Source organism: Pleionea sp. CnH1-48, from assembly GCF_024124665.1.
Lineage (GTDB): Bacteria > Pseudomonadota > Gammaproteobacteria > Enterobacterales > Kangiellaceae > JAMXSB01.
Genome location: NZ_JAMXSB010000004.1, coordinates 118961 through 142342, shown reverse-complemented (window position 1 = coordinate 142342; position 23382 = coordinate 118961). Strand labels below are relative to the sequence as shown.

At 42.6% G+C, this 23382-nt stretch carries 21 protein-coding genes; 8 read left to right on the top strand and 13 right to left on the bottom strand.

The window, feature by feature from the left end:
- Positions 1-7: 7 nt before the first annotated feature.
- Together NH399_RS07935 and NH399_RS07930 are read right to left on the bottom strand one after the other, a co-directional pair.
- Positions 8-442 carry an EF-hand domain-containing protein gene (locus NH399_RS07935; protein ID WP_253038508.1) on the bottom strand — a complete coding sequence of 145 codons (435 nt, stop codon included), beginning with the start codon at positions 440-442 and terminating at the stop codon, positions 8-10.
- A gap of 255 nt (positions 443-697) precedes the next feature.
- Positions 698-925, bottom strand: coding sequence for an EF-hand domain-containing protein (locus tag NH399_RS07930; protein WP_253038506.1), 228 nt, complete (start codon positions 923-925; stop codon positions 698-700).
- A gap of 439 nt (positions 926-1364) precedes the next feature.
- Here NH399_RS07930 and NH399_RS07925 point away from each other — a divergent pair, with 439 nt between their 5' ends.
- A complete protein-coding gene (locus NH399_RS07925; protein WP_253038504.1) occupies positions 1365-2900 on the top strand; it encodes a PKD domain-containing protein in 1536 nt (511 codons plus the stop codon).
- Between the two features lie 105 nt (positions 2901-3005).
- Here the strand turns inward: NH399_RS07925 and NH399_RS07920 are convergent, their stop codons facing one another.
- The 3 genes from NH399_RS07920 to NH399_RS07910 form a co-directional block, all read right to left on the bottom strand.
- The gene (locus NH399_RS07920) at positions 3006-3491 is read right to left on the bottom strand and encodes a nucleoside deaminase (RefSeq protein ID WP_253038502.1); all 486 of its coding nucleotides are present in this window, start codon (positions 3489-3491) and stop codon (positions 3006-3008) included.
- Between the two features lie 80 nt (positions 3492-3571).
- On the bottom strand, positions 3572-3976 hold the full coding sequence (locus NH399_RS07915; protein WP_253038500.1) for a thiol-disulfide oxidoreductase DCC family protein: 405 nt from the start codon (positions 3974-3976) through the stop codon (positions 3572-3574).
- 11 nt (positions 3977-3987) lie between these two features.
- Positions 3988-4440, bottom strand: coding sequence for a hypothetical protein (locus NH399_RS07910; RefSeq protein ID WP_253038498.1), 453 nt, complete (start codon positions 4438-4440; stop codon positions 3988-3990).
- 379 nt (positions 4441-4819) lie between these two features.
- On the opposite strand from NH399_RS07910, the gene NH399_RS07905 reads away from it, so the two are divergent.
- A complete protein-coding gene (locus NH399_RS07905) occupies positions 4820-5359 on the top strand; it encodes a hypothetical protein (protein WP_253038497.1) in 540 nt (179 codons plus the stop codon).
- 6 nt (positions 5360-5365) lie between these two features.
- Here the strand turns inward: NH399_RS07905 and NH399_RS07900 are convergent, their stop codons facing one another.
- From NH399_RS07900 to NH399_RS07880, 5 genes are all read right to left on the bottom strand, one after another.
- Positions 5366-6223, bottom strand: a complete 858-nt coding sequence (locus NH399_RS07900) for a metallophosphoesterase (protein ID WP_253038495.1) — start codon at positions 6221-6223, stop codon at positions 5366-5368.
- A gap of 153 nt (positions 6224-6376) precedes the next feature.
- A complete protein-coding gene (locus NH399_RS07895; protein WP_253038493.1) occupies positions 6377-7102 on the bottom strand; it encodes a carbonic anhydrase in 726 nt (241 codons plus the stop codon).
- Between the two features lie 555 nt (positions 7103-7657).
- Positions 7658-9523, bottom strand: coding sequence for a ricin-type beta-trefoil lectin domain protein (locus NH399_RS07890; protein WP_253038491.1), 1866 nt, complete (start codon positions 9521-9523; stop codon positions 7658-7660).
- A 621-nt stretch (positions 9524-10144) separates the two neighbouring features.
- The gene (locus NH399_RS07885) at positions 10145-10657 is read right to left on the bottom strand and encodes a GAF domain-containing protein (protein ID WP_253038489.1); all 513 of its coding nucleotides are present in this window, start codon (positions 10655-10657) and stop codon (positions 10145-10147) included.
- Between the two features lie 145 nt (positions 10658-10802).
- Positions 10803-12539, bottom strand: a complete 1737-nt coding sequence (locus tag NH399_RS07880) for a bifunctional diguanylate cyclase/phosphodiesterase (RefSeq protein ID WP_253038487.1) — start codon at positions 12537-12539, stop codon at positions 10803-10805.
- Between the two features lie 380 nt (positions 12540-12919).
- Here NH399_RS07880 and NH399_RS07875 point away from each other — a divergent pair, with 380 nt between their 5' ends.
- From NH399_RS07875 to NH399_RS07865, 3 genes are all read left to right on the top strand, one after another.
- A complete protein-coding gene (locus NH399_RS07875) occupies positions 12920-13123 on the top strand; it encodes a DUF1289 domain-containing protein (RefSeq protein ID WP_253038485.1) in 204 nt (67 codons plus the stop codon).
- A 70-nt stretch (positions 13124-13193) separates the two neighbouring features.
- Positions 13194-14594, top strand: coding sequence for an asparagine--tRNA ligase (asnS, locus tag NH399_RS07870; RefSeq protein ID WP_253038483.1), 1401 nt, complete (start codon positions 13194-13196; stop codon positions 14592-14594).
- 71 nt (positions 14595-14665) lie between these two features.
- Positions 14666-15241: an NADPH-dependent FMN reductase gene (locus NH399_RS07865; RefSeq protein WP_253038481.1), complete on the top strand. Its 576-nt coding sequence runs from the start codon at positions 14666-14668 to the stop codon at positions 15239-15241.
- Between the two features lie 333 nt (positions 15242-15574).
- Here NH399_RS07865 and NH399_RS07860 read toward each other — a convergent pair whose 3' ends face one another.
- The 3 genes from NH399_RS07860 to NH399_RS07850 form a co-directional block, all read right to left on the bottom strand.
- Positions 15575-16015, bottom strand: coding sequence for a hypothetical protein (locus NH399_RS07860; RefSeq protein WP_253038479.1), 441 nt, complete (start codon positions 16013-16015; stop codon positions 15575-15577).
- A gap of 501 nt (positions 16016-16516) precedes the next feature.
- A complete protein-coding gene (locus NH399_RS07855) occupies positions 16517-19213 on the bottom strand; it encodes a hypothetical protein (RefSeq protein ID WP_253038477.1) in 2697 nt (898 codons plus the stop codon).
- Between the two features lie 19 nt (positions 19214-19232).
- On the bottom strand, positions 19233-19679 hold the full coding sequence (locus NH399_RS07850) for a CesT family type III secretion system chaperone (RefSeq protein WP_253038476.1): 447 nt from the start codon (positions 19677-19679) through the stop codon (positions 19233-19235).
- Positions 19680-20110: 431 nt separating this feature from the next.
- On the opposite strand from NH399_RS07850, the gene NH399_RS07845 reads away from it, so the two are divergent.
- The 3 genes from NH399_RS07845 (at position 20111) to NH399_RS07835 (ending at position 23362) form a co-directional block, all read left to right on the top strand.
- The gene (locus NH399_RS07845; RefSeq protein ID WP_253038473.1) at positions 20111-21016 is read left to right on the top strand and encodes an AraC family transcriptional regulator; all 906 of its coding nucleotides are present in this window, start codon (positions 20111-20113) and stop codon (positions 21014-21016) included.
- Between the two features lie 123 nt (positions 21017-21139).
- The gene (locus tag NH399_RS07840; RefSeq protein WP_253038471.1) at positions 21140-22510 is read left to right on the top strand and encodes an FG-GAP-like repeat-containing protein; all 1371 of its coding nucleotides are present in this window, start codon (positions 21140-21142) and stop codon (positions 22508-22510) included.
- Between the two features lie 105 nt (positions 22511-22615).
- Positions 22616-23362, top strand: a complete 747-nt coding sequence (locus NH399_RS07835; RefSeq protein WP_371876066.1) for an SOS response-associated peptidase family protein — start codon at positions 22616-22618, stop codon at positions 23360-23362.
- Positions 23363-23382 lie beyond the last annotated feature (20 nt).

Genomic DNA, 23382 nt, shown 5'->3' with positions numbered 1-23382 from the left:
CTTTTCTCTAGTAACTAAAGGTCATAAAGCGAGCAAACTCTTTTAAGCTCACTTGTCCATCATGATTAAAATCCATATTGGCAAATAAATCACGAAGTTCTCTTTTAGGTAACTGGGATTCTTGTTCGGCCAGGCCTTTTTCAAGTTCTGAACGAGAAATAAAACCATCATCATCGGTATCATAATTTGCAAAGGTCGACTTAATGACTTCGTAATCAGCATTTAAGGATTTTGCTTCTCGTAAAAGTGCAGCAAAAGAATCTAACTCATAGTGACTGCTGGGTGTAAGATCTAAGCGCTTAGCAATAGTGGCCAAACTAAATAGTTCCAGTTCGATACTGAACTTGGCAAAGGCTTTTTCGATATCTTCAATCGCTATCTGTTGATTCCCTTCTTGTGCAAACAAGTTAAATAGTGATTTTTCTTCTTCTGTTGCGACCATGAGACTACCCCACAAAAGTTCCGATTCATTATTATTATGTTCCATATATATAACAAAAGCGGTCAAAATAAAACCGCAAATAATCACCACAGCTAATGAAAATTAAAATAAGTATGGGTCGCCACGGCTCTTTCATTGAATGTTTATTGGTGATTAAAATCTCATCAATTGCGCAAGAAGGTGATCCACACATATTCAATCAATACAAAGCGAGAAGCCCTAACCTAGCCGTCCTTGGCTTTTGGGCAGACTGAACTAAAAAGATGTCAAAAACTGTTCAAATTCTTCAAGGGTGATTAAACCATCACCATCCTGATCCATAAGCGCAAATAAATTATTAAACTCTTGGGCTGAAGGTCTCATTCCCATAATTTCGAGACCGCTAAACAATTCGTAACGTGATATTCGCCCGTCTTTGTCAAAGTCATAACGTTTAAATAATTGCTCAGTTTCTACAGAGCTGTGAGTCAATTCAATTTTCATGGATAAATCTCCTATTAAACTCTGATAGTGCTGATTCTTAATCTAGCAATCCAAACCTGAACCAAAGTTGAACCCGAGTTGAATATGGGCTGTTTAGCTCTTTAATGTTTTAGAAACAGAAAGCCCACATTAGTTCTAAAAGAATGTTTATATCCACCGTTACGCTGTTATCAGCCCTTTGGAGCAGGCATTACTCATGTTGCAACGCAATTTTAAAAAATATTTTTCTTATAACAGAATAAGCTATAACCACATCCAGGAGTTTGGGCTCGAAAAAACGTCTCTGTTGTGCCAGAATCACACAGATGCCCTAAAACTACTTCACAAAAACCACAAAAATAGAAGGAGATAACAAACGCTTCGTTTTATAATCGAAGATTGATGTTGTCTTTTCAAAAATCAGGTCAGCTAAAGCCTGTTATTTTCTGAGAGCCGTTTCATGCCATCGACCACTAAAAAATTACTTAGCGCTTTATTGCTAACTACCGCCCTTACTGCCTGTGACATTCAAGGCCCAGACGAAATGGTTGCCGAGTTCAATACTCAGCGCAATCAAGCCCCCACAGCAGTCACCTCTGCCGCAGCTCGCATTGAAGTGGGTACAACCACTATTTTGGACGGTAGCCAAAGCAGTGACAGCGACGGTTCCATTGCCAGTTATGCCTGGAGTCAAACCGAAGGCCCTACGGTTACCTTAACAACACCCAACGAAGTGCGAACCGAATTTACTGCGCCATCCGTTAACGCAGCCACTACCCTCACCTTTTTGCTCACCGTTACTGATAACGAAGGCGCAACAGGCACTGCGACGGCTTCTGTGATTGTTGAACCCATGATGGTTAATCGTGCTCCTGTTGCTAACGCAGGGCTCGACTTTACCGCCTCCATCGTCAGTGAGGTTACCCTGGATGGCAGTAGCAGTAGCGATCCTGATGGTGACGCCATTACCTACTTGTGGACCAGTCAGGATTCGAGCATCACGCTAAATAACGCAACTCAGGCCGTTGCTAACTTTATTGCTCCTACGGTCAACGCAGCAACAGACTATACCTTCACCCTAACAGTACGAGATCCAGACGGCCTCACGGGCAGTGATGATGTTGTGATTACTGTCGATCCTCAGTCCAACATGGTGCCTGTGGCAGACGCCGGCCAGGACCAGATGGTATCGGGTACTGATGAAGTCTTTTTGGTAGGTACAGGCTCCAATGACCCTGATGGAAACATCATCAGCTATCTGTGGGAGCAAACTCAGGGCACAACGGTGACCATTCAGTCGGCTAACGCCGCTACGGCTCGCTTTACAGCACCCGATGTCACCGCTAATGAAGACTTGATTTTCCGCTTAACGGTGAGAGACAACAATAATGCCATTGCTTCTGACACCGTGACCATTAACGTTGAGCCGTTAAATAATATGGCCCCTGTCGCTAATGCAGGCCCTGACCAAACTGTTGATGGCTATTCTACGGTCACGCTCGATGGTAGCCAATCTTCGGACTCCGATGGCTTTATCAATGATTATCAATGGACTCAGCTATCGGGAACCAACGTAACGATTAACGGCAACGGTACCGCCAATCCAACCTTCAAAGCCCCTAACGAAGACGAAGTGCTTCAGTTCCGTTTAACGGCGATTGATGATCGAGGTGCGGGAAATAGCGATGAAGTCGATATTACAGTCAATGCCATTCAGATCAGCGGCAGCTGTAGTACGCACCCAGGCCGAGCTCAATGGGTAACTACCTGTGCAGGATGTCATGGTACTAACAATGATGGGGGCAGTCGTGCTGGCGCAGACCTCAATATTTTAATCAACAATAGCACCATGGCCGATAATAATGATATTGCTGGATTGGTCGCTTATGTGGCTGCCAATATGCCTCCAGGCAATGGAACCTGTACTGGCACCTGTGCTTACGATACCAGCTCGTTTATCTTAAGTATCTTTAATAACGAGTGTACGGTACCTTAATCAAACTTAGGGCCACCTTTTCTTAGGATAAGGTGGCTTTTTCATAATGCTTTGGTGGGCATATCAATGAAATTTTAACGCAGCAGTGCGAAAATTGGATTGGCCCTAGTAGACCTTTCTATCATCTCGCCCCAACCAATCTTGGAACAGCTGACGACAATCCATTGTTTTTACACCCCCTATCAAGCGCACCGAGCTTTTGCCAACTTTGATCAAAGTATCGGCACTCAAATGTAACTCATTAAAACCAGCTTCATCTGCATCCGCTATGGTTGCACCAAAATAGACAGTGTCTACCTGAGCCCAATGCAAGGCAGCCATGCACATCGGACAAGGCTCGCAGGTTGTCGCAACCATCGCACCCGTCAAATGAACTTGCCCAATATGTTGGCAAGCTTGCCGTATCGCATTCACTTCAGCATGAGCTGTGGCGTCAATCGTTTGCATCACCGTATTATGGGCACAGGCAATGATCTCGCCTTGATACCAGATAGCACACCCAAAAGGGCTTTGGCCCTTGTCCATGCCCTTATAAGTCATATCGATGGCCTGTTGCATCAATTCTTCCGGTGACGGTGGAGTGTATGTCATAACCTCTGCTCCTGTGCGATTTCCTTATAATAAGTCTAGCCCATCCGCCCACACCCTTCCCTGTGGGCTATAGAACCACTTTAAGACAAAAAGCGATGCCGCTCTTTCTCATCCGGGATGAGACATTGATCATATCGACCAAACCAATCGTAACGGCGTGCAGCGACAAAATCATAAGCACTATTGCGCCAGGATTTAGGTAACTTGCTAAAAACATTAAGCCATCGCCAAGGAGCAGCCAGTTGGCAAACGACGTTTAAAAACGCATCACTTTTTAGGTAGTATTTTTCTCCATCAATATACACCATCGAACGCACATCCTCTTGCGGCAAATCAAATTTGGCCAACAGTTGCTGACCATGATTCGACTGCACCGCACAGAGTTGAAAAATTGCGCGCTTATCATAACGCAAAATAAACTGGGTCCAACGAGAGCAGAGAACGCACACACCATCAAACAAAATCACTTTAGGCTGTTCTGCCATTAGCTCTCCTACTACATGCGATTTAGATTAACTTCGGTTACTTTAGGCGGATGAGAGAAACACCACTGGGTCGCAGTACTATTTAATAGGTATTTTCGAAAAGCCTCTAACTGAGACGGCTCTTCATACCAATCGCTGTCTTCACTAAAATGTTGGTTATCTTCGGTGCAAGGATACTGCAGCCTCAGCTCTAGTTGATAAATATCTGACTGCTCATCCGGTTTATCTGGATCATATATGATCACTTGTCTAACTAATGTCCAATATAATGACTTCTCTTCGCTAAAAGAATCCACGTAACATTGAGCAATCAGCATATCGCCATCTTCATCAAATGATTCAGCAAATTCAATACGAGTATTGGCATACTCTTCGCACATCCAGTTGGCCAGTTGTTCTGGTTTCCATTGTTGTTTTACTTTTTGTTCTAATGCCTGACATAGTTGCGCTAAAGATTGCGTCATAAACTTCCTCTTAAATATCCAAAATAAAAAATCATTTTTTAGTTATTACACGGCGTTCCCATTGCCCTGTCTTTGGCACTTTATTCTGCTTACAGAAGATGTCAATAGCTGCAAAAATTTTTTAATGATTTTTGTGATCTATAAACGATCTTTTTGTTCTATTGAATAATGAAAAACTCTGTTTTTGAATGCAGTTTGCTTGCCAACTTAAACCATAAAAAGCCTTATTATTTCGATAAAAACATTGAAATAGTTAACGCACCCACGCACCATCTCACATTCGAGATAATAAATACAAAACCTTTGTAAATATCCTTACATTATTTATAAGCATGTTAGACTTAAATAGAGTAAGCACTCTTTGTTACAGTTGATAACTATGATCTTGGTAAATTTTACAAACGGAATTGATGTTCCTTTTTTTCAACCTATCGATAGAGCATCAACCGACGACTCACTCAGTTTTGTTACACGAGCAACAACTGATGGTGCCGATATTTTTGAAGCCATAAGTGCAGCCTTAAGTATTACGACAGGTGCCTATTGGGCCGGTGTCACTCGCTTGCCAAGAAATGCTCAACAAATTACAGTGTTGGCAATGTGGGAAGACGATCACTTTTGTGATTGCTTTCACTACGACTTAGAACACACTCCTTGCGAGATTGTGACTCAATCACAACAACTGTGCCATTATGTGAATGTGCAAGAAGACTTCCCCGAGGATGAAGCCTTAATCCAAATGGGTGTGAAAGAGTATGCAGGACAAGTGTATCGTGATTTTCAGGGCAATGTATTGGGTCATTTGTTTATGCTTAACAAAAAGCCTTGCAGTAACTTTGTCCACGTTGAACAAATCATGCAACAGTTAGTCGCATTTCTGGAAGTCGAAATCCGCATGCAATCAAGTAACATCGCATAAAGTTTTTTAGTGAGCCGTTCGTTTTATACTCACTAAAGATATTTCTGGAGGCACTCTGAACCTCACTGGCAAAATACTCGTTCCTACTCCCGTATTAACAAACAAGTGCTTTCCCTGTTCTTCAATATGCCCTGCTGCAAAACGCTCACCGAATTGCGATGGTATGGCAGGTCGCCCAATAAAAGGCAGATGAACCTGGCCACCGTGAGTGTGGCCAGCGATGGTTAATTCAACACTGGCAGGAAGGTGATCAAAAATATCCGGGTTATGGGTAACCACAATATTAACGGCATCTTCTGGAACTTTTGCCAAAGCTAGTGCAATATCGTGGGGCCCCTCCCAAAAGTCGCTAATACCACTTAACCAGAATTGGCACTCATTCTGTTCTAATAAAACCGCATCATCTTCTAGAAGATGCATATTGTGCTTCAAAAAACCCTGTTTTACCTGCTCTGCGCCGTACCACCAGTCATGATTGCCCATTACAGCATAAACTCCCATAGGTGCTTTTAACGCACTTAAGCGCTGTGCGATTAAATCGGGTGCAACCTGTTCTGAGCTGACGACACTGTGATTCATAAAATCACCCGCCAGTAAAATAAGATCAGGTTGCGAGGTATGAGTATGCTCGATAACCTCATCAAGGCGAGTTAAAGAATTATAAGCAGAACCTATATGAAGATCGGCAATAACCGCTACTTTGATTCCATCACAACTTTTTGGCCAGTTTTTTATTTCTATGGTGTAGCTCTGCTGCGTCAAACTGGCAGGCTCCCACCAGAATGCCCACAGTCCCAGAAAAGCACTAATAAAGAATAACGACCAGAAATAAGGTCGCTTTTTTAAGTTCGGATACAACGCCATCTTTATCTTAGTCGGCTCGTCGAATAATTAATCGAGTATAAGCGCTGTTGGCACAATAAGAAACACAGCCGAGAAGGAATTGTGATAAGTGACACCTTAACTCTGATAACCGAATTGCCAAGGGGCTCAGAATGAGCCCCATCATCACATAAGTTACTGAAGAATCACTCGAGCATTCAATGATTGCAGAGGACGGTTATTATGATGGTGCAGTGCCTGTTCAAAAGCGACTTGTTGCGGTTTTGAGAGAGTCACTGGCGATTTTAGCACCAACCAACGAACACCTTCAGAACAGGGTGGTGTTGTCAGAGAACCATTGTAACGAAAGTATTCGGCTTTTTGAGGCAGCAATGATTTAACATCGAAGCTTGTATTCAACTTGTGCGAACTACCAGCTTTTGCAGGTAATACTCCCCGTAGTTTTTCCAATGCTGAGTTTTCTTGTCCTTGCTCGAATAAAACAGAAACAACCGTTAAATGGCCCGCTTGATCGGCATGAACCAGATGCGCCTCTAGAGGAAAAGACTGACCATTAAGCGTATGCTCACTGGGAGCATGAAAATGAAATTGTTTGAGTTCGTAGGGTACTTTGTCGATGGTTAAAAAACTGCCAGGAGAATAATCAACCTGCAATGTATGACCATTGTTTTTTATGCTGTTGCCGCCCTGGTTATATTTTAGCGTTAGCGGGCTTAGATTGGCATCGATAAATCCAGTTAAGTTGATGGGTGATTGATTTTGGCCGGAGCAGGCTGTGAATTTTTCGCTGAGTTGAGCCCAGTTTTCGGGGCCGGACTTTCCACTATAAGCCCATTGTTCTGCGTGTGCTGTTTGAGCAAGAGTAAGTCCGCAGAGAACTGGCAGTAGTATTTTTTTCATTGTGTTCCTCGTCATGTGTTTTGGCGTTTAAGTTTGAGAAACAGAAAAGTAGGTAAAGTTTCGTTTTAATACAAGAAGCTAAAAATGACAATATGGATGGTTTTATGTTTGCTTTTGGGGTTTTGGTGACTTGGTTTTTTGTTTTAGATTATTTTTATTGCTGTTGAGATTTTGGTTCAAGTGGCTTTTTTGTTATTAGCAACGGAAAGATTTTCTTTTAGTCCTGCACTTTTTTTAACCTTCTATTTTCGCCTTAGGCGACATCCTTTGCCAAGAGCCGCAAAGGACACAAAAGCCCTACTCCGCTGCGCTCGGCATTTGCTCATCATGGATGTTAATTTTCAAGTATGTCTTTATACAGAAGAGATTTTTTGTTCTTGTATGTGCCAAGGAAGAGCCGATTTTGCTCTTTATTTCGTTCTCTATCTTAACACTGAGTTTCCATACAATTTCATTGCGATAGAACCAGGAGCCATTAAGTCTCTACCTATTAAATACAAAAGCGCCCTATGATTCTCATAGGGCGCTAAACTCTAGCTTACAATAATAAGAGAATTATTGTAATGACAAGTAAGTTCCACCGTTAGCAGGTTTCAACTCCAGATCTGTGCGAGTTTTGCTTTTCACAGAACCTTCACCAACAGTCCACTGTTGTTTGTCAGATTGGTTACAGCTTTCTAAAGTAACGAATTCACCAGCCGTCAAAGAAGAAACGCTTAAACATAAGTTGGTGTCATGCTTAGGACGCAGGCGAGACTGGCTGTCAATAAGCCATAGTTGCTCTTGCAAATAAGTTTCAGAGCTACACGTCCAGGTTTCGATATAGTCGTCGCCACGTTTTTTCGCCAGGTAGAAGTCAAGACATTGGTCACCACCTAGAGAAATCTGTTGAAAAGTAGTTGTTGGTGCTTGTTTAGAAGCACGCTTGAACAACTCAGAAACGATAGCTGTCAGTGGCTCGTGACGATCAGAAGACAGTTTCGCTTTGCGCTTCCAGCTCTCTGGAATGCTTTGACCTTCGTTCCATTCACCCGTTACCTGGTACGTTGACTGAGCAACAGCGTTAGGTACTGGCGTCCATAAGAAGTCAGGGTGACGGTTAGAGTACCATTCTCCACCTAAGATTTCGCCCGCATCATTCAACTCTAAATCGTAGTAGTAATGAACTTTAACGATTTCGTCAGTAGCTGATGAATTAGTGGTGTCATGGTTTGGCTGGTTTTCAGAGATATATTCTAACTCCATACGTACACCAACAATTTTAGTTGCGTTGGTCGAGCGATAGCTTTTGAATTTATCTTCTGTGTAGTCTTCGATGTTGATAACGGCCGCATTAACGTCAGTGGTTGACTGCGAAGTTTTCAAGTTTACGTACTTGATTTTGTACGAGTAGATAGGCTGGTTCCATACTTCATAATCATAGGTTGCATCCATGATGACACTACGGTTGCTAAGGCCTAATTGATTAATCACTGCAATGTGGAAGCTCGCAGGGTTGTTATCGAAACACTGAGGCTCAAGTACACGACCATTTTCGTCTTTCTTAGGATCTTTAATGTTACAACGACTGCCCATGAATTTGTTCTGGAAGTCGCCGTTTGACCAAAGCAACGTACCTAATGCTTTTACGTCTGAAGGATAAAACGTTAGATCGTTGCCTTCTGCATCTTTAACAACAATCGTTTGCTCTGGTCGAGGTAACATGTAAGCAGCAGGAGCCCAACCATGGCAAAGACCCATCCAGGTTTCAACTTTACCATCACGGTCATAGTAACCTTTACCCGTCGCCCATGAAGCACGAGTCATTGAAAACTCGCTATCACCTACTAACAAGTCATACTTTTCTGACGGTGATAATAAGTGTTTTTCTTCTGCTAAAAAGTTTTGTGCAGGCTTTTCAATGGTTGCGAAGTCATGGTGAGTTTTCCAGTCGCGAGAAAAACGATTCCACTCAGGATCTGCGTGACGCCAGCCAACAGTACCACTATAGATTGGCCAGTAAGTGTCCGACCAGATGTTGCTTTCAAGCTGATGTGCACGAGGCGCATCGCTATCTAGTTTAAACAAGTTAGTGATCGCGTTGTTACCTAGATCAATAAGTCGCTTAGGGTTATCCCAGTATCCCATCGCTTTTTGATTGGTCGTCGCACTGCCTTTTTTATTATTTTTTTTCTCACCCATAATTTTTGAGCGATACTGATCTTTAAGAACAACGTAATCTTTATTACCGATTTCATCTTCATTGAAAGATGAAAACACATCGCCTCCACTACGAGTTTCTTTAAGAGGCATTTGATCCATTACTTTTTTAGGGTTTTTATGAAAAGCTTTAAAGAAAGCTTCTGAATCTGCATATACCTGTTCACCCGCCTGCGCTAAAAATGGCAGCAAAGCAAAAGACACAACCGCTGCTTTGTTCATAAAATTTAATCTCCGATATAAAAGTTAAGTTGTCGTTCGATGACGAGCGAGATCATAGCAACGGTTTTTTTATTTGCAACTATAAATAAAATCCAAATTATCGCACTTTGAATATAGACAAAAACACACCTCCATGCTCACCAGGCCCCTTTATTTTTTAAGGAAAATCTACTCGAATAAATAACCAAACAATAACTTTGCATAAAATCTATATTGATTATTTTTATTGTTAGTTTGCATTACAAAAAATAATTTCAACTTTCCAATTTTAAATAAAAACTCAAAAATCAATTTGATTAAAAAAGCGCAATACAAGAATCATTTTTATGTATTATTAAACAGACTTTTAACGAAAGCACCTCTTGCTTTTCATAAAAATTTTATATTACCCAATAATACATTTACCTTTAACAAGGTCTTTATCTACTCTATCCTTTTCTTTTTCAAGTAATCATTGCAAGAGCAGATCGAAGAATGATTTAAGGCAGTGAATATTTATGCGGAGAAGCAGCGAGATAATAAGGCCAAGAATTAACGAACAAGCCAGAAGTGAAAAACAAAGAAAAATAGATGAGAGAGTCAGCAATATGAAATATTCACACAGCTGACCAGTAAAAATTTTTAGAAAACAAGCTTCTCCAGATCCGTTACTTCGCAAAAAGCTTGGACCAAGCTTTCAAAACCTTCGAGATCCTGAGCATCAAAGCGATTTAATTCTGGGCTATCGATGTCCAAAACACCCCATAATTGTTCACCAAGCATAACCGGAACAACTATTTCGGCATTCGATGCACTGTCACAAGCAATGTGTCCATCGAACTCGTGTACATTATCTACTTTAATAGATTGCTTATTTTCAGCAACCCAGCCACAAACACCTCGTCCAAACGGAATATGCACACAAGCCACTTTGCCGTGGTAAGGACCCAGTTGTAGCTGTTCGTTGCGAGTAAGATAAAACCCCGCCCAGTTTAACTGAGGAATCGAGTGGTATATAAAAGATGCCATCTGAGACATGTTGGTCATAGGGTGTCGCTCAATAGAAAGTAATCCTTTGAGCTGTTCTACCAAGGAACGATAGTACGCCGCCTTGTCACCATAATAGTCTTCGAACTCATTATTCAATTCGTACATAAGGTTTCGTTAAAATCCTGAATAACCCATAGATAGGTTAGACAGTATACGAAATTCCCACCTTATAGTAACTAGGGTCTTATCAATCTTTCATTAAGTGGCCTTTTCCTTACTGGGGAAAAGAAAAATGAACAACTCAGGGAGTTTATCGAATGGCGTGTTGGGTCAATAAGGCAGAGTGGTCTCTTAACTCTTTTAGCGGTGCAGGTTTGGCCAATCCAAAGCCCTGAGCATAATCGATTTGTATATCTTCAAGAATCTGCTTGATGGCTTCATTCTCAACGTATTCTGCAACCGTCTTAATGTTCATAGCATGAGCAATGTCGTTAATAGAACGAACCATAGTACGAGATACAGAATCCCGCTCCAGGCCCTTCACAAACTCACCATCAATTTTAAGATAATCGACAGGCAAGTTTTTAAGATAAGCAAATGAGCACATCCCAGTACCAAAATCATCCAGCGCGATAAAACACCCCATGGCTTTCACTTGTTCAATAAATGAACGGGCGCGAGAATAATTAGCAATTGCCGCTGTTTCGGTGATCTCAAAGCAGATGTTTTCTGGCGGCAACAGATAGGTATCGAACAATGACTCGATATACTCGATAAAGTCATCTTGTAAGATACTAAGAGCAGACAGGTTGATGTTGATACGTTCGACAGGAAGCCGACGATTTTCTGCCATCCAGCGCATGGTATTGAGCACTACCCAGCGATCGATCATCCCCGCCATGTTGTAGCGCTCTGCCGCTGGTAAAAAGAATCCAGGCGATACGATATGTCCGTCGGATTCGGTCATTCGTATCAGTACTTCGCAGTGGTCTTGCCCCTGATTAACACCCAGGCCAAACACGCGTTGTTGAAACAGTTGAAAGCAGTTACCGTGTAACGCTGAAACCAGTTTTGATACCCACTCCACTTCACTGCGATGAGTAGCGAGTTCATTATCCTGCTCGTTATAGAGCTTAATCTGATTGCGTCCTTTGGACTTTGCTTTCTGGCAGGCCGAATCCGCTTTGCTCAATACGCTGACCCAGGAGTCGGAGTGCAAATCAATCTCGACAATGCCAATGCTCACCGAAACGACAAATCGACGATCATCCCAGTTAAAGCAAAAGTCTGACAATGCGCTACTGAGCTTGGTTGCCACTCGGTGGGCTTCATTTAATTGTTGCTGCTTTAATAGTAATGCAAACTCATCACCGCCTAATCGAGCGAGCATATCGTTGGAGCGCACACGCGCCTTAAGACATTCTGCGACTTCGCGGATCATTTCATCACCGGCCAGATGTCCTACTGAGTCATTAATAAGCTTTGTTTGATCGATATTAATAAAGCATAAGCAATGGACAGAATCATTAATTCGCGCATCTTGAATCGCCTCTTGTAACTGGCGTTCCAGCGCCATGCGATTGGCCAACCCAGTCAAGGCATCGTGCTTACGATGAAATGACACTGACTCCAGTAGGCTATTCATCTGAGTTTCATCGCTAAAAGAAATAACCACCTTATCGGATTCTGACGATGTGGGGCTGATTGAGGTGACTTTCATCAAAAATGGAAAGGTATAGTCATTACCCCGATGTATCATGGTGGTTTGCGATAGCTGCTCGACAAAGAAAGGCGATAGATATTGGTCAATACTGGGACTTTGCTGTTCTTGGGTTACCTTGTTTACAAAGCAGAGAACATCCTGGACATAGCTGTCTTCATAATCGACGATGCCTAATAAATCTTCAGCCATCTGATTAACAAAACATAGACGTCCATCGGATTCTACAATTAATATGGCCTCCTGCACTTGCTCTAAGGCTACAGCAAGCACCTCTGCCAAAGTATCTATGGATTCTGTCCTAATCAAAGCAAACCGTTCCCTCATAATCCCACTACGAATTCTGCGGTCATGAACAAACATCGCTCCACATCAAACATCAACGAACAGCATGGCCTCTATTAAGCATAGTCGTTCACACCAGGAAAGCACTATTTAGCCACTAATTATTCCCACTTTTGGCTGTTGATTTGAGCGTACTTAGCTGTCTTTGAGCCTTCGTATTTTTTTCTTCGTAAAAACAATGGCTTAAAATTCATCCAGCCCATTCCTATAAGCTTAGGCCAGGTCAATCTGATGGTAATCATTGATGTGCTATATAAGCTCGGCACCAGTTCTAAAAATTCGACCGAAAAGGCTATCAAGCGCTGGCACAAAGCAGCACTCCGCGTTAACATATAGGGCTTTTTTGCACCGAACAGTTCGATATGAAGCCATCACCCGTCGTCGCCTCTCCTTGTGTGGGGATATGTAAAATGGAAGACAGCCCAGCAAACCTCCAGGAGCTATGCGTTGGCTGCTTTCGTAATATTGATGAAATCATACAGTGGGCATCATTAAGCGATAACGAAAAAGTCGCTGTTCTCGAGCAAATAGAGCGCAGAAAAGCATTAGAAAACAAACACTCGTAATGGAGAATCCAATTAACCAAACACCGGTTTGGAGCAAGATTCCCCTCAATTCAATGGAGAAAGTACAGGTATGAAATCCCTGAGTATTGCCGATATTTTGGCAGGCAAAGCCGAAGTGGACAGCCAGGTTGTCGCTCAAGGCTGGGTAAGAACTAGAACCGATTCTAAAGGTGGATTTTCGTTCATTAATTTGCACGACGGTTCCTGCTTTAATATGCTGCAAATTGTCGCTCCAGGTGAATTAGAGAATTACGCGTCAGAAGTTCAAAAACTGACCACAGGCTGCTCCATTAAAGTGACAGGCAAAGTGGTTCAGTCGCCTGGTAAAGGTCAATCTTTCGAAATCCAGGCAGAGCAGATTGAAGTGTTAGGCTGGGTTGAAGATCCATCAACCTATCCTATGCAACCCAAACGCCATAGCATGGAATATCTACGCGAAAAGGCGCACCTGCGTCCTCGCACCAATATCATTGGTGCCATGACTCGCGTGCGTAACTGTTTGGCGCAAGGCATCCACAACTACCTTAGTGATCAGGGCTTCAACTGGATCCACACACCAATCATTACTGCGTCAGATTGTGAAGGTGCAGGTGAAATGTTCCGCGTCAGCACCTTGGATCAAACTAACCTGCCAATGACCGATAAAGGCGAAGTCGATTACAGTCAGGACTTTTTCGGTAAAGAATCCTTTTTGACGGTTTCTGGACAACTTAACGTCGAAGCTTATTGCTTAGCGCTGTCTAAGGTATACACCTTCGGACCTACCTTCCGCGCCGAAAACTCCAACACTAGCCGTCACCTGGCTGAGTTTTGGATGGTTGAGCCTGAGATTGCGTTTGCCGATCTCAATCAAACCGCCGATCTGGCCGAAGGTATGCTGCAATCTATCTTCAAGAAGGTGCTGGATGAACGTCAGGACGATATGGAGTTCTTTAACAAGTTTGTTGATAAAACCTGTATCGAACGATTAGAGACCATCATCAATAACAACTTCGAACGTATGGACTACAGCGAAGCCATCAAGATTTTGCAAAACAGTGGCCGCGACTTCGAGTTCCCTGTTGAATGGGGCATCGATATGAGTTCTGAGCATGAGCGCTATATTGCCGAAGAGCATGTTGGACGCCCAGTGGTTGTTATGAACTACCCAAAAGACATTAAAGCGTTTTATATGCGTATGAACGACGATGGTAAAACCGTCGCCGCTATGGATGTTTTGGCCCCCGGTATCGGTGAGATCATTGGTGGTAGTCAACGTGAAGAGCGCCTGGATGTATTAGACAGCCGCATTAAAGAGATGGACTTACCGATCGAAAACTACTGGTGGTATCGTGATCTGCGCCGTTATGGCACTGTACCTCACTCAGGTTTCGGTTTAGGTTTTGAGCGTGCCGTTGCCTACACGACAGGTATGGCTAACGTGCGCGATGTTATCCCCTTCCCTCGTGCAGCCAAAAGCGCTGATTTCTAAACATAACTCTCTTGCTACGCCGAACTCATGGGTTCGGCGTTTTTCAATTTAGTGGATAGTAAGGAATATTCATGACGGTAAAAATTCTTGCCTTTTCAGGCAGTCTACGTAAAGACTCATATAATAAAAAGCTGGCGAAAATTGTTGCTGCGGGTGCAGAGAAAGCGGGCGCAGAAGTCACCTATATCGATTTGAAAGACTACCCATTGCCTTTGTTTAACGAAGACGATGAAGCGGCCAATGGTATTCATGAGAATGCGTTAAAACTTAAAGCGCTGATGAACGAAGCAGACGGTTTTATTATTACATCTCCAGAATACAACGGCTCTTATTCTGGCGCGTTAAAGAACATTGTGGATTGGGCGTCTCGTCAAGCCGATGGCGAAGGTATGCTACAAAGCTTTAAGGGCAAATATGCCGCTATCTTCTCTACCTCTCCTGGTGCGTTCGGTGGATTAAGAGGTTTGGCTCCATTACGACTGTTGTTGAGTGGAATCGGAACCACCATCTTGTCGGATCAGGTAGCAATCCCTAAAGCGGGTGATGCCTTTAATGAAGACGGTACTTTAGTTAGCGAAAAACGCTTAGCTACTTTGGAGCGCATCGCAGGACAACTCGTCGATACTTGTCAAAAAATGAAGGGATAAAATCCTTTGTGTAAGTAAGAATATACTTAGAAAGGGGCTTAAAGGCCCCTTTTCTTATGGTTCACCAATTGCTCTAATAATTTCTGTAATTATTTTGCATTTTATGTTCCAGCTTCAATGCCATAACTTACTGTAACCTCGGTGGTTGGTGAGAACCTCCTCCAAAAGGACTTCCTGCAACAATATCAATTCCAGACTGCTGTACAGTCATCAAATTCTCGCGCTACTGATAAAAATCTTTCTTTTCGTTCTCACTAAGATACTCAGGAAGACTAGCGCCATGGGTTGTTTTTGGTTTATTGAGGTTTGTTCGATCTGATCTTAAGGTTTCCTCTAGTGCCTTGAGGATGACTGGTTTCTTTGGGCATCCTGCCATTGTTTAATGTTCTCCTCTTTTACATAAATATCTAAAGTAGATTTAATTATTCCTCTATCATTCACCCAAAGGTTTTTTAATATCAACTTCCATAGATGATACAACTGGTCACTGGGCAATGTTTTGGTCAACTCTAAAGGTAGCGCACCAATGCAAATGAATTGCTCAAACTTAAAAGGAGTATTTGCTTTTAACAACCCATAAACAGGGAAATAGCTAATTCCTTCATTATTTTCTGAGTTAGGCAAAGGAGCACAATACAGACTAGCAATCTTAGTGTGCTTTAGTATGTCTAAAGGAATGCATTTATTCCAAACTCGACCATCTAACTCAATGTTTTGAGCAAATAGGCAATAATCATTAGTTGATGGTTGCTTATAGTTTATTGTTTGTGACATGTAAAAGAATGCAACAAAATAAAACTAATTTAAGTTCATGTGAAATTAACTGTCAAATAATCACTTTATCTAAACATATCAACAATCTTATTTTGAGTTGTCAAATTTTTGGCTAAAGTGGCTGGCCCATTTTAAATGGTGTAAAAGTAACATTCTGGTCGATCTAAGCCACTATAAGCTGCGTTATTCAATACTCCCTATTTCAAGAAAAAGTCGCTCAGAAGGTCATACAGACGCCTCTAAGAGTACCTAACGAAAAGCTAAAGCCCCCAAACAACCTCTTCGCTTTGACCATTGCGAACGGTGTAACCCTAAGCGTGGCACTGTGCAAATGAGGTATACACTAACAAGCCTTCATTAAGGCTTATCTTGATAAGCAAACTTCTCTGGCCAAACATAAAAGTAATGAGAATCTTCAATATGACGAGATTAGCCATAGAAATGTAGAGAACTGGCTTCAAGCAATAGAGAGCCTATCATCCTGAAGCCACACAGTTACACCTAGGTGTTACGAACTTTCGAGCTTAACTTTTGAATCATGGGCAACAAAGGATTGCTCTTTGATTTTATATTACAAGCCTGTCCTAGCTCGTCCAGATCGTTATATAGTTGTCCTAACAGCTTATCCATTTCTTTAACCGACTTAACCATCGCGCACTCGCTCTGGAAGTAGACAAGCTTTTTCGCCGCTAGTTGATAATACTCCTCTGTGGTGCTTGAGCGGAATGGATGAAAGCCATTTTGTAGGTCATCGACTATATTCTCAAACATGGTATTCAAGGTTGAATCTACCAGCTTCTTAACATCAAGCATCTTATACTCGCAAATCATATCTTTTGGAAAAGATGTAAACTTGCTCATCGGAGTATTGCCATTAACATCATTAAGCATTTGAAGCGGTGGTTTACTAGAAATACCTTGCACACTTTTATGAACAATCTTTCCTTTGCCAAACCAGGTTCCCCCTTTGATGTCAACAAAGTCCAACTGTTCGCAGGCTTTAAAGAGTGCGATAATTCCAGCGTTGTTACCTACTTTTCTAAAGTGATCGAGTTTAGCGTTCATTTTATTAATCAGCTGATGCGGTGTCATTTTTCTTGCTGCACTAGAAGGCCTTACTCGGATTCTATCTCTGCCATTCACTCGAACCTTAAATAAGTCTCCCCACACTTGATTCGCTTCATCTTGTGCATCCTGAAAGCGATTAGAATCGATCAAGTTATCTTCTATACCATCGAGCGTATCCTGCCCCAGATCTTTGAGTGACTGATATGTCATCTCATTATAAGTTTGCTTAACCGAATTTATGACATTGCTAGAAACTGACTTACCAGTATGGGATGCGAGTTGCCCTAACCAGCGTGGTACTCGGCCACCGGTCAGGTGGTTTAATCCTCGTGCTACTTTTTGAACAAGCAACACTTTCTTAGTCAAAGACTTCGCACTATCTAGTATTTCGTCAAATGCCATTTTGGATACTTGTACGGTATCGCTATCTACCACCCTTTGACTAATACTAGAAACATTCTCTGAAGCTGTGTTGGCCAAACTATTAATAAACTCAGGGCAAGCCTGACTGATCGACTGTTGTGTAACATGAGCATAATGAGACAAAGCATAAGCTAGAGCATACACGTTCTCCCCTGTCTTTTGGGACAATTGAGACAAGGCTTTCATGTTGCCTTTACCGATAATGGCATTGAAATCCCCGAGCATTAAATTAACGCCATGCTCAACCGTTTTCTGTGTCGTTTTTTCGGCAATGGTTCCAACGACTTTGCCGAAGCTAGAGGCAACGGTTTTCGTAGCATAGGCGGAGGCATCAATAAAGCTCTTCATCATCTGAGGGCTAGAGTCATAGGCATAATTACCTAACACAGATACGTACTCAGAGAAAAGCTGAACGGCCTGCTCACCTTGAAAACCTAAGTGTTCTGCGTAACTGCGAAACGCATCCCAGCCACTGGTATCAACATAGTCACTGCCAACCACGCTACCAAGCGCTTTTAAAATCTGTTGTGTTTCGATCTTTTGCTTATGCTCTTGACGCTGAGACATCATTTTTTCAACAAGTTGTTCTTGTTGCGCTTCAAACTTTTTGATTTGCTGGTTGATAAACGAAAAGTCCTTGCGTGCTTTGGCAGACATAGAAACTTCGTACTTGCCCGTTTCATCATTCAAAGTCACATCGATATAAGGATTTTCTTTACTACCAGCTAATAAGACCTTAAAAGCAAACTGAGCATCTTTGTTGTCTTTCAGACTGTTAAGCTTCTTTTCGACAGTGACAGCCAAATCTACAATGGTGCAGTTATCCAGTGCTTTTGAGTTGGGCGTAAAATCCAACATTCCGTCTTCACCTGGAGCAGCATGAAACAATTCGCCGAGATGCTGGTTAAGCTGTGTCGACATTGCTTTAAGAGACAGATTTTTATCCATCGTAATGCCTAACTTCGATAAACCAGAGGATAAGCTGTTTAATGCCGTACTGGCATATTCATTTTGCCAATGAGTTAATGCCAGACTGTTAGCTTCTTGAGAATAGGGTAAAGCAAAATCTAAATTGGCATTAAATAAACTTTGAGTACAATCAAAATCCTGCTCATGTTGGCTTTTTAACTGCGACAGGCATGGGTTGTGGTAGTTTATTTTTAACTGTCGAGAAGCCTGTACCAACATGGGCTCGAGAACAAAGTTTAATCGCGTTATCAAACCTTTCTCTGTCATGTTCGAAAGAACATCAACATCATGATTAAGTACAATGTTTTTTACAAAAGCTTCCATCTCTCGATTGATCGTCAATGTGAGTTGAACAAGACTTAACTCCTTCACACCTCGCTGTAGTGCCTGTTCAATTTTTTGAATCTTCTGCTCCAGATTTTTTAGATAGATTACTTCCTGCTTTGTCAGTTTGACATTGGGGTCATTTAATAACTTGAGCCCCACTTTGTGAAACCCCTTAAGATGATTGAGATCCTTCTGAACCGTTTTAATTAACTTCTCTTTCTTAACCTGAGAGTTACAAAAATTGATGCTTCCGATCCCTCGACGCTGCTGGCTTCGATGGATGTTCGGAGTTCGAACGCGACTGCTTGTTGAGCCTCGTTGTTGATTAACGCTGTTGCCACGACGCTGACGCAGCTCTTGTGGCGGCTGACCTGTTCTTTGGGTAGTTTTTCCTGGTTCATTAACTTGCATAATTTTTCTCCTGTATCAATTAAACCGCTAACAGAGGGTTAAAAGCGGCAGGGAGTAATTCTTCTTCGGCTTCGGGTTCATCCAGACTAAGCGTGAAAGGATTCATAGTGCCCAACTCTTCGCGTAGCTCTCTTGCCGTCGCAAGGTATTCTTCGATAACACCTGCAACATATTCTGGCCGAGTCACTTCTACATTGATCATGAGTCTTAACATCAACAACTCGGACATGGCGTCGCAGCCGAGGCTCATGTGCATTGGCGCTTCATCGTAATTCCAGTGAAGCGCCTTTAATCGGTTGCTGTCCTTATCGTCAAGACTGCGGATAACAATGGCGCCAAGTAGAGTTTCATTGTCAGTACTCAAGCAAACATCAAACTCGGAATCATGATTAAAAATGCACTCTCCTGACTCACTCAGTTCCAGCTCGGCATCAAACTCCTCTAGCCATTGAGGTTGATTATTCATCACCAAATACTCCTATTGTGTTACTTGACTTACTTATTCAGTGACAGGAGAAACAAAAAAGTTTCATTTTCTTTTAAAATTTTATGATTTTCCTTATTTCTCCATTTTTCAAAACAATTCCCTGTAAGCTATTGTAAAAATGAGAATTTATCCCACAACCCACTCATAATACATCGAAAAATTTGCACTTACTTAACCTATAAACATACTGATATACTCAAATTAATTCCTTTCCGATAAAAAGCACATAGAATGCAAAGCGAGGGAGTCCCAGGAAACTCCAAAGTAAATCTTACCTGTTGATTTTATTAAACTATTTCTTATTAATCTTGCATATTGATCAATAATCAAACGTCTGTTTCAATCAGTATTTGTCATTAAAAAATCAACATTTCCGGTGGCTAACCTGCCTTGAAACTATGGTAGACTCAATGAACGGAAGACACTCTCTCTGCAATCTGCTGATGACCCATCAATTGAATCATTTACTGTACGAAGGGCAGCACTTTAATATAGGCATGTTTGATTGCCCTGTAACCTGGCCAGATTTTCGTAATACAGGTCCAATAAAAGACGGTTATTTGCTGGCTTTCCCCCGCACAGCAGTAAAAATAAGACATGCTCATTGCAAAGACACCATTGTGGCCGATGCCAATATTGTCACCGTATACAATAAGAATCAGGAGTATGAGCGCTTTCCCCTCTCTCACTATGGTGACCGCTGCGATTGGATTGCTTTTAGCCCCACTCTTGTTACTGACACGCTAAGGGCATTAGGAGATAGTGTTGCCGAAGAGCAAGCACAGTTGTTTCGCTTTCGCTATTGCGCCAGCTCTTCTCAGGCTTACGCCCAATTCAGGCAACTGGTACTTTATTTACAACAAACACCGACACCAGATCCTTTGTTTATCGAAGAGTCTATTATTCATCTGTTTTATCAAATCATGCAAAGCGCTTACCGCGACTGGCAACTTCCTGGCCAACGCAGCAAACCCAGCACACAACGACGCCACGCCACGCTCGTTAACAATGCCAGAGAAATTTTGGCAACCGAATATCGTCAAAGTTTGTCATTAGAGCAACTAGCCCAGATGGTCAACAGTAGCCCCTATCATTTATGTCGTGTCTACAAAGCAACGCAAGGCGATTCCATTCACCAGAGCCTTGTTCAGTTGCGCTTACGCGATGCACTCACCCAGGTCGCAGAAAGCCAGGTGGACTTCTCTACCATTGCTGCCGATGTTGGTTTTTCTGATCACAGTCACTTTACACAATCATTTCGTAAGGCTTTTGGTATGACGCCAGCCCTGTGGCGCCAACAAAAACAAATAGCTTAAGCCTTCTCATCCAGACTCAACATCCCTTATCGAGTTGCCAATAAAAATGAGCAAGATTTTCATAGTGGCAACTTTCTAGCTTTCATAAGCTCTTCCTATATCGACCCACTCAAGGAGAAGTCTATGAAAAAAACAATAAGTTTAGTCCTCACCTCTTGCATTGCCTGCACAACTGCTTGTGCCGAGGTAAAGCCTGCTAATAATGAACATTACCGATACGATTTGATACCCAAAGGTTTCGCCCCCAGTCCGACGCCCGCAAAACAGGCACTCAGCAACGCCCCTCTATTCGAAGAACCCGATGTCACCGTGCTGATGACGCTCACCGGAGAACAGGCAACCGATGGCTTTGGTTGGGTTGCCGAAGATCTGGGTGATATCAACGGTGATGGCGCTGGTGACTTTATTGTGACCGCGCCTTTCTTTTCAACCAATGTGCCCTTTCCTGCGGGAAAAATTTATGTCTATTCTGGTGCTGATGGCTCAATACTAAACAGCGTGACCAGCCCCGGTGTCCCTGTTTGGGGTTACAGTGCCAAAGGCGCTGGTGACGTTGATGGAGACGGCACTACAGATTATATCGTTGGTTCTTTTTCTAGCGTGATGGTGTTTTCGGGTGCAACTCATGCCGTGTTACATCAATGGTTTAAAGCCGGAGAATTTTTTGGTTCGTCCGTCACTGGCGCAGGCGATCTTAACAATGATGGTTTTGGCGATGTGATAGTTGGTGCTCGTTACGCTGGCAACAAAAAAGCCAGTCGAGGAAAAGTCTACGCTTATTCGGGCAAAGACGGCAAACTACTCTGGAAGCGCAAAGGTAAAGCCGCTGGTGATCAGTTGGGTACAGCGACAGGCGCCATTGGTGATGTTAACAACGATGGCGTTCCAGATGTGGTTGTCGGTGCCCGTGGTGTTGGCGATAACGAACAAGGTCGTGCGTTTATTTTATCAGGCCACAACGGACATATTTTACGCAAGCTAAAACCTAAAGGAGAGCCAGGATTGGTAACCGATGGTGCCGGTGTAACCGCAGGAACCTTTGGTTTATTTCATGGTTTCGGTGTCGGTGATGTGAACGGTGATGGCATCGACGACGCTTACGTGGGTGACTACAACGCTCAAACCGAAACAGTTAACGGTAGCGGACGCGGCTTTTTGTTTTCTGGTGCCACCGGTAAGCGACTGCATATTTTTGATAGCGAAAACACCGGGGATGGTTTTGGCCCCGCTCGTGGTGTAGGCGATGTTAATCACGATGGCCATAACGATCTCTTTATTGCCGCTTACACCTATACCGGTGGTAGCAATGCAGGTAAAGGCTATCTGTATTCCGGCAAAGATTTTACAGTGCTAAAAACTTTTACCGGAACAACTGCCAATCAGTTTTTAGGTGTCGATGCATTAGGCATTAGTGATATCAATAACGACGGAATTGATGAGTTGATGTTAACTGGCTCAGGAATCCTTCATATTATTGCAGGAGCCAAACACTAAACACGATTTTCTCTCGCTCCCCTTACGACGAAAGCTCGGTCTCCGACTTTCGTCGGTTTTATTTTACAGAAATAAAAGGTAAAGTATCCCTATCTAACATCGGTAATGTTTTTTTCTATGTGCGGTTCACTCAGTCAAAATCTTGAGAATCCTTTTTTGCAACAACTCATGAAGATGTATGGGATGCGCATTGACCCACTAAGGGTTCAGCAAAACCCAACACCTCTCGATATCCGTCCTAATGGTCGCTTAAACATCATACTCAGCGAAAATGATCAAATAGCCATGAAGCCTGCAAACTGGTGGCTATTTCAAACTTTAACAGAGGATGGATATACTTATGACAAACGTTACCGTTCATTTAACACACGCAAAGATAAACTCTACAGCAGTCGTCAACAAGATTTTGCCACCCAACGATGTATTATTCCTGCGCAGTGCTTTTATGAATGGAACCAACATCGTTATCGTATAGCGCCTGTTAATGGCTCCATTGCGTTTGGTGGTTTGTATCATCGTTATCCAACGGCAGAAGGCATTCACTACAGTTGCAGTATTATTACTTTGCCTCCCCATGATCGTTTTCGTAGCATTCATGACAAGTCTTTTCCACTCATGCTGACACAGGACGAAATAACACCCTGGCTGGATGCCAGCTTTAACGATACTCACTATTGGTCCACAGCATTAGAAACAAAAATCCGTTTCGATTTATTAATCACTCCTGTAGACAGCAAAAGCCCTGATATTGTAGCAGGAGACTCTTTCACTATTGTCAACGACGATAGTCCTGAGCAAGATAATGCAGGCCCTATCATTGCGCCCGGTCAAAATTACTCTTTATTTGATTAAAGACGATTGATCTTTCGTTG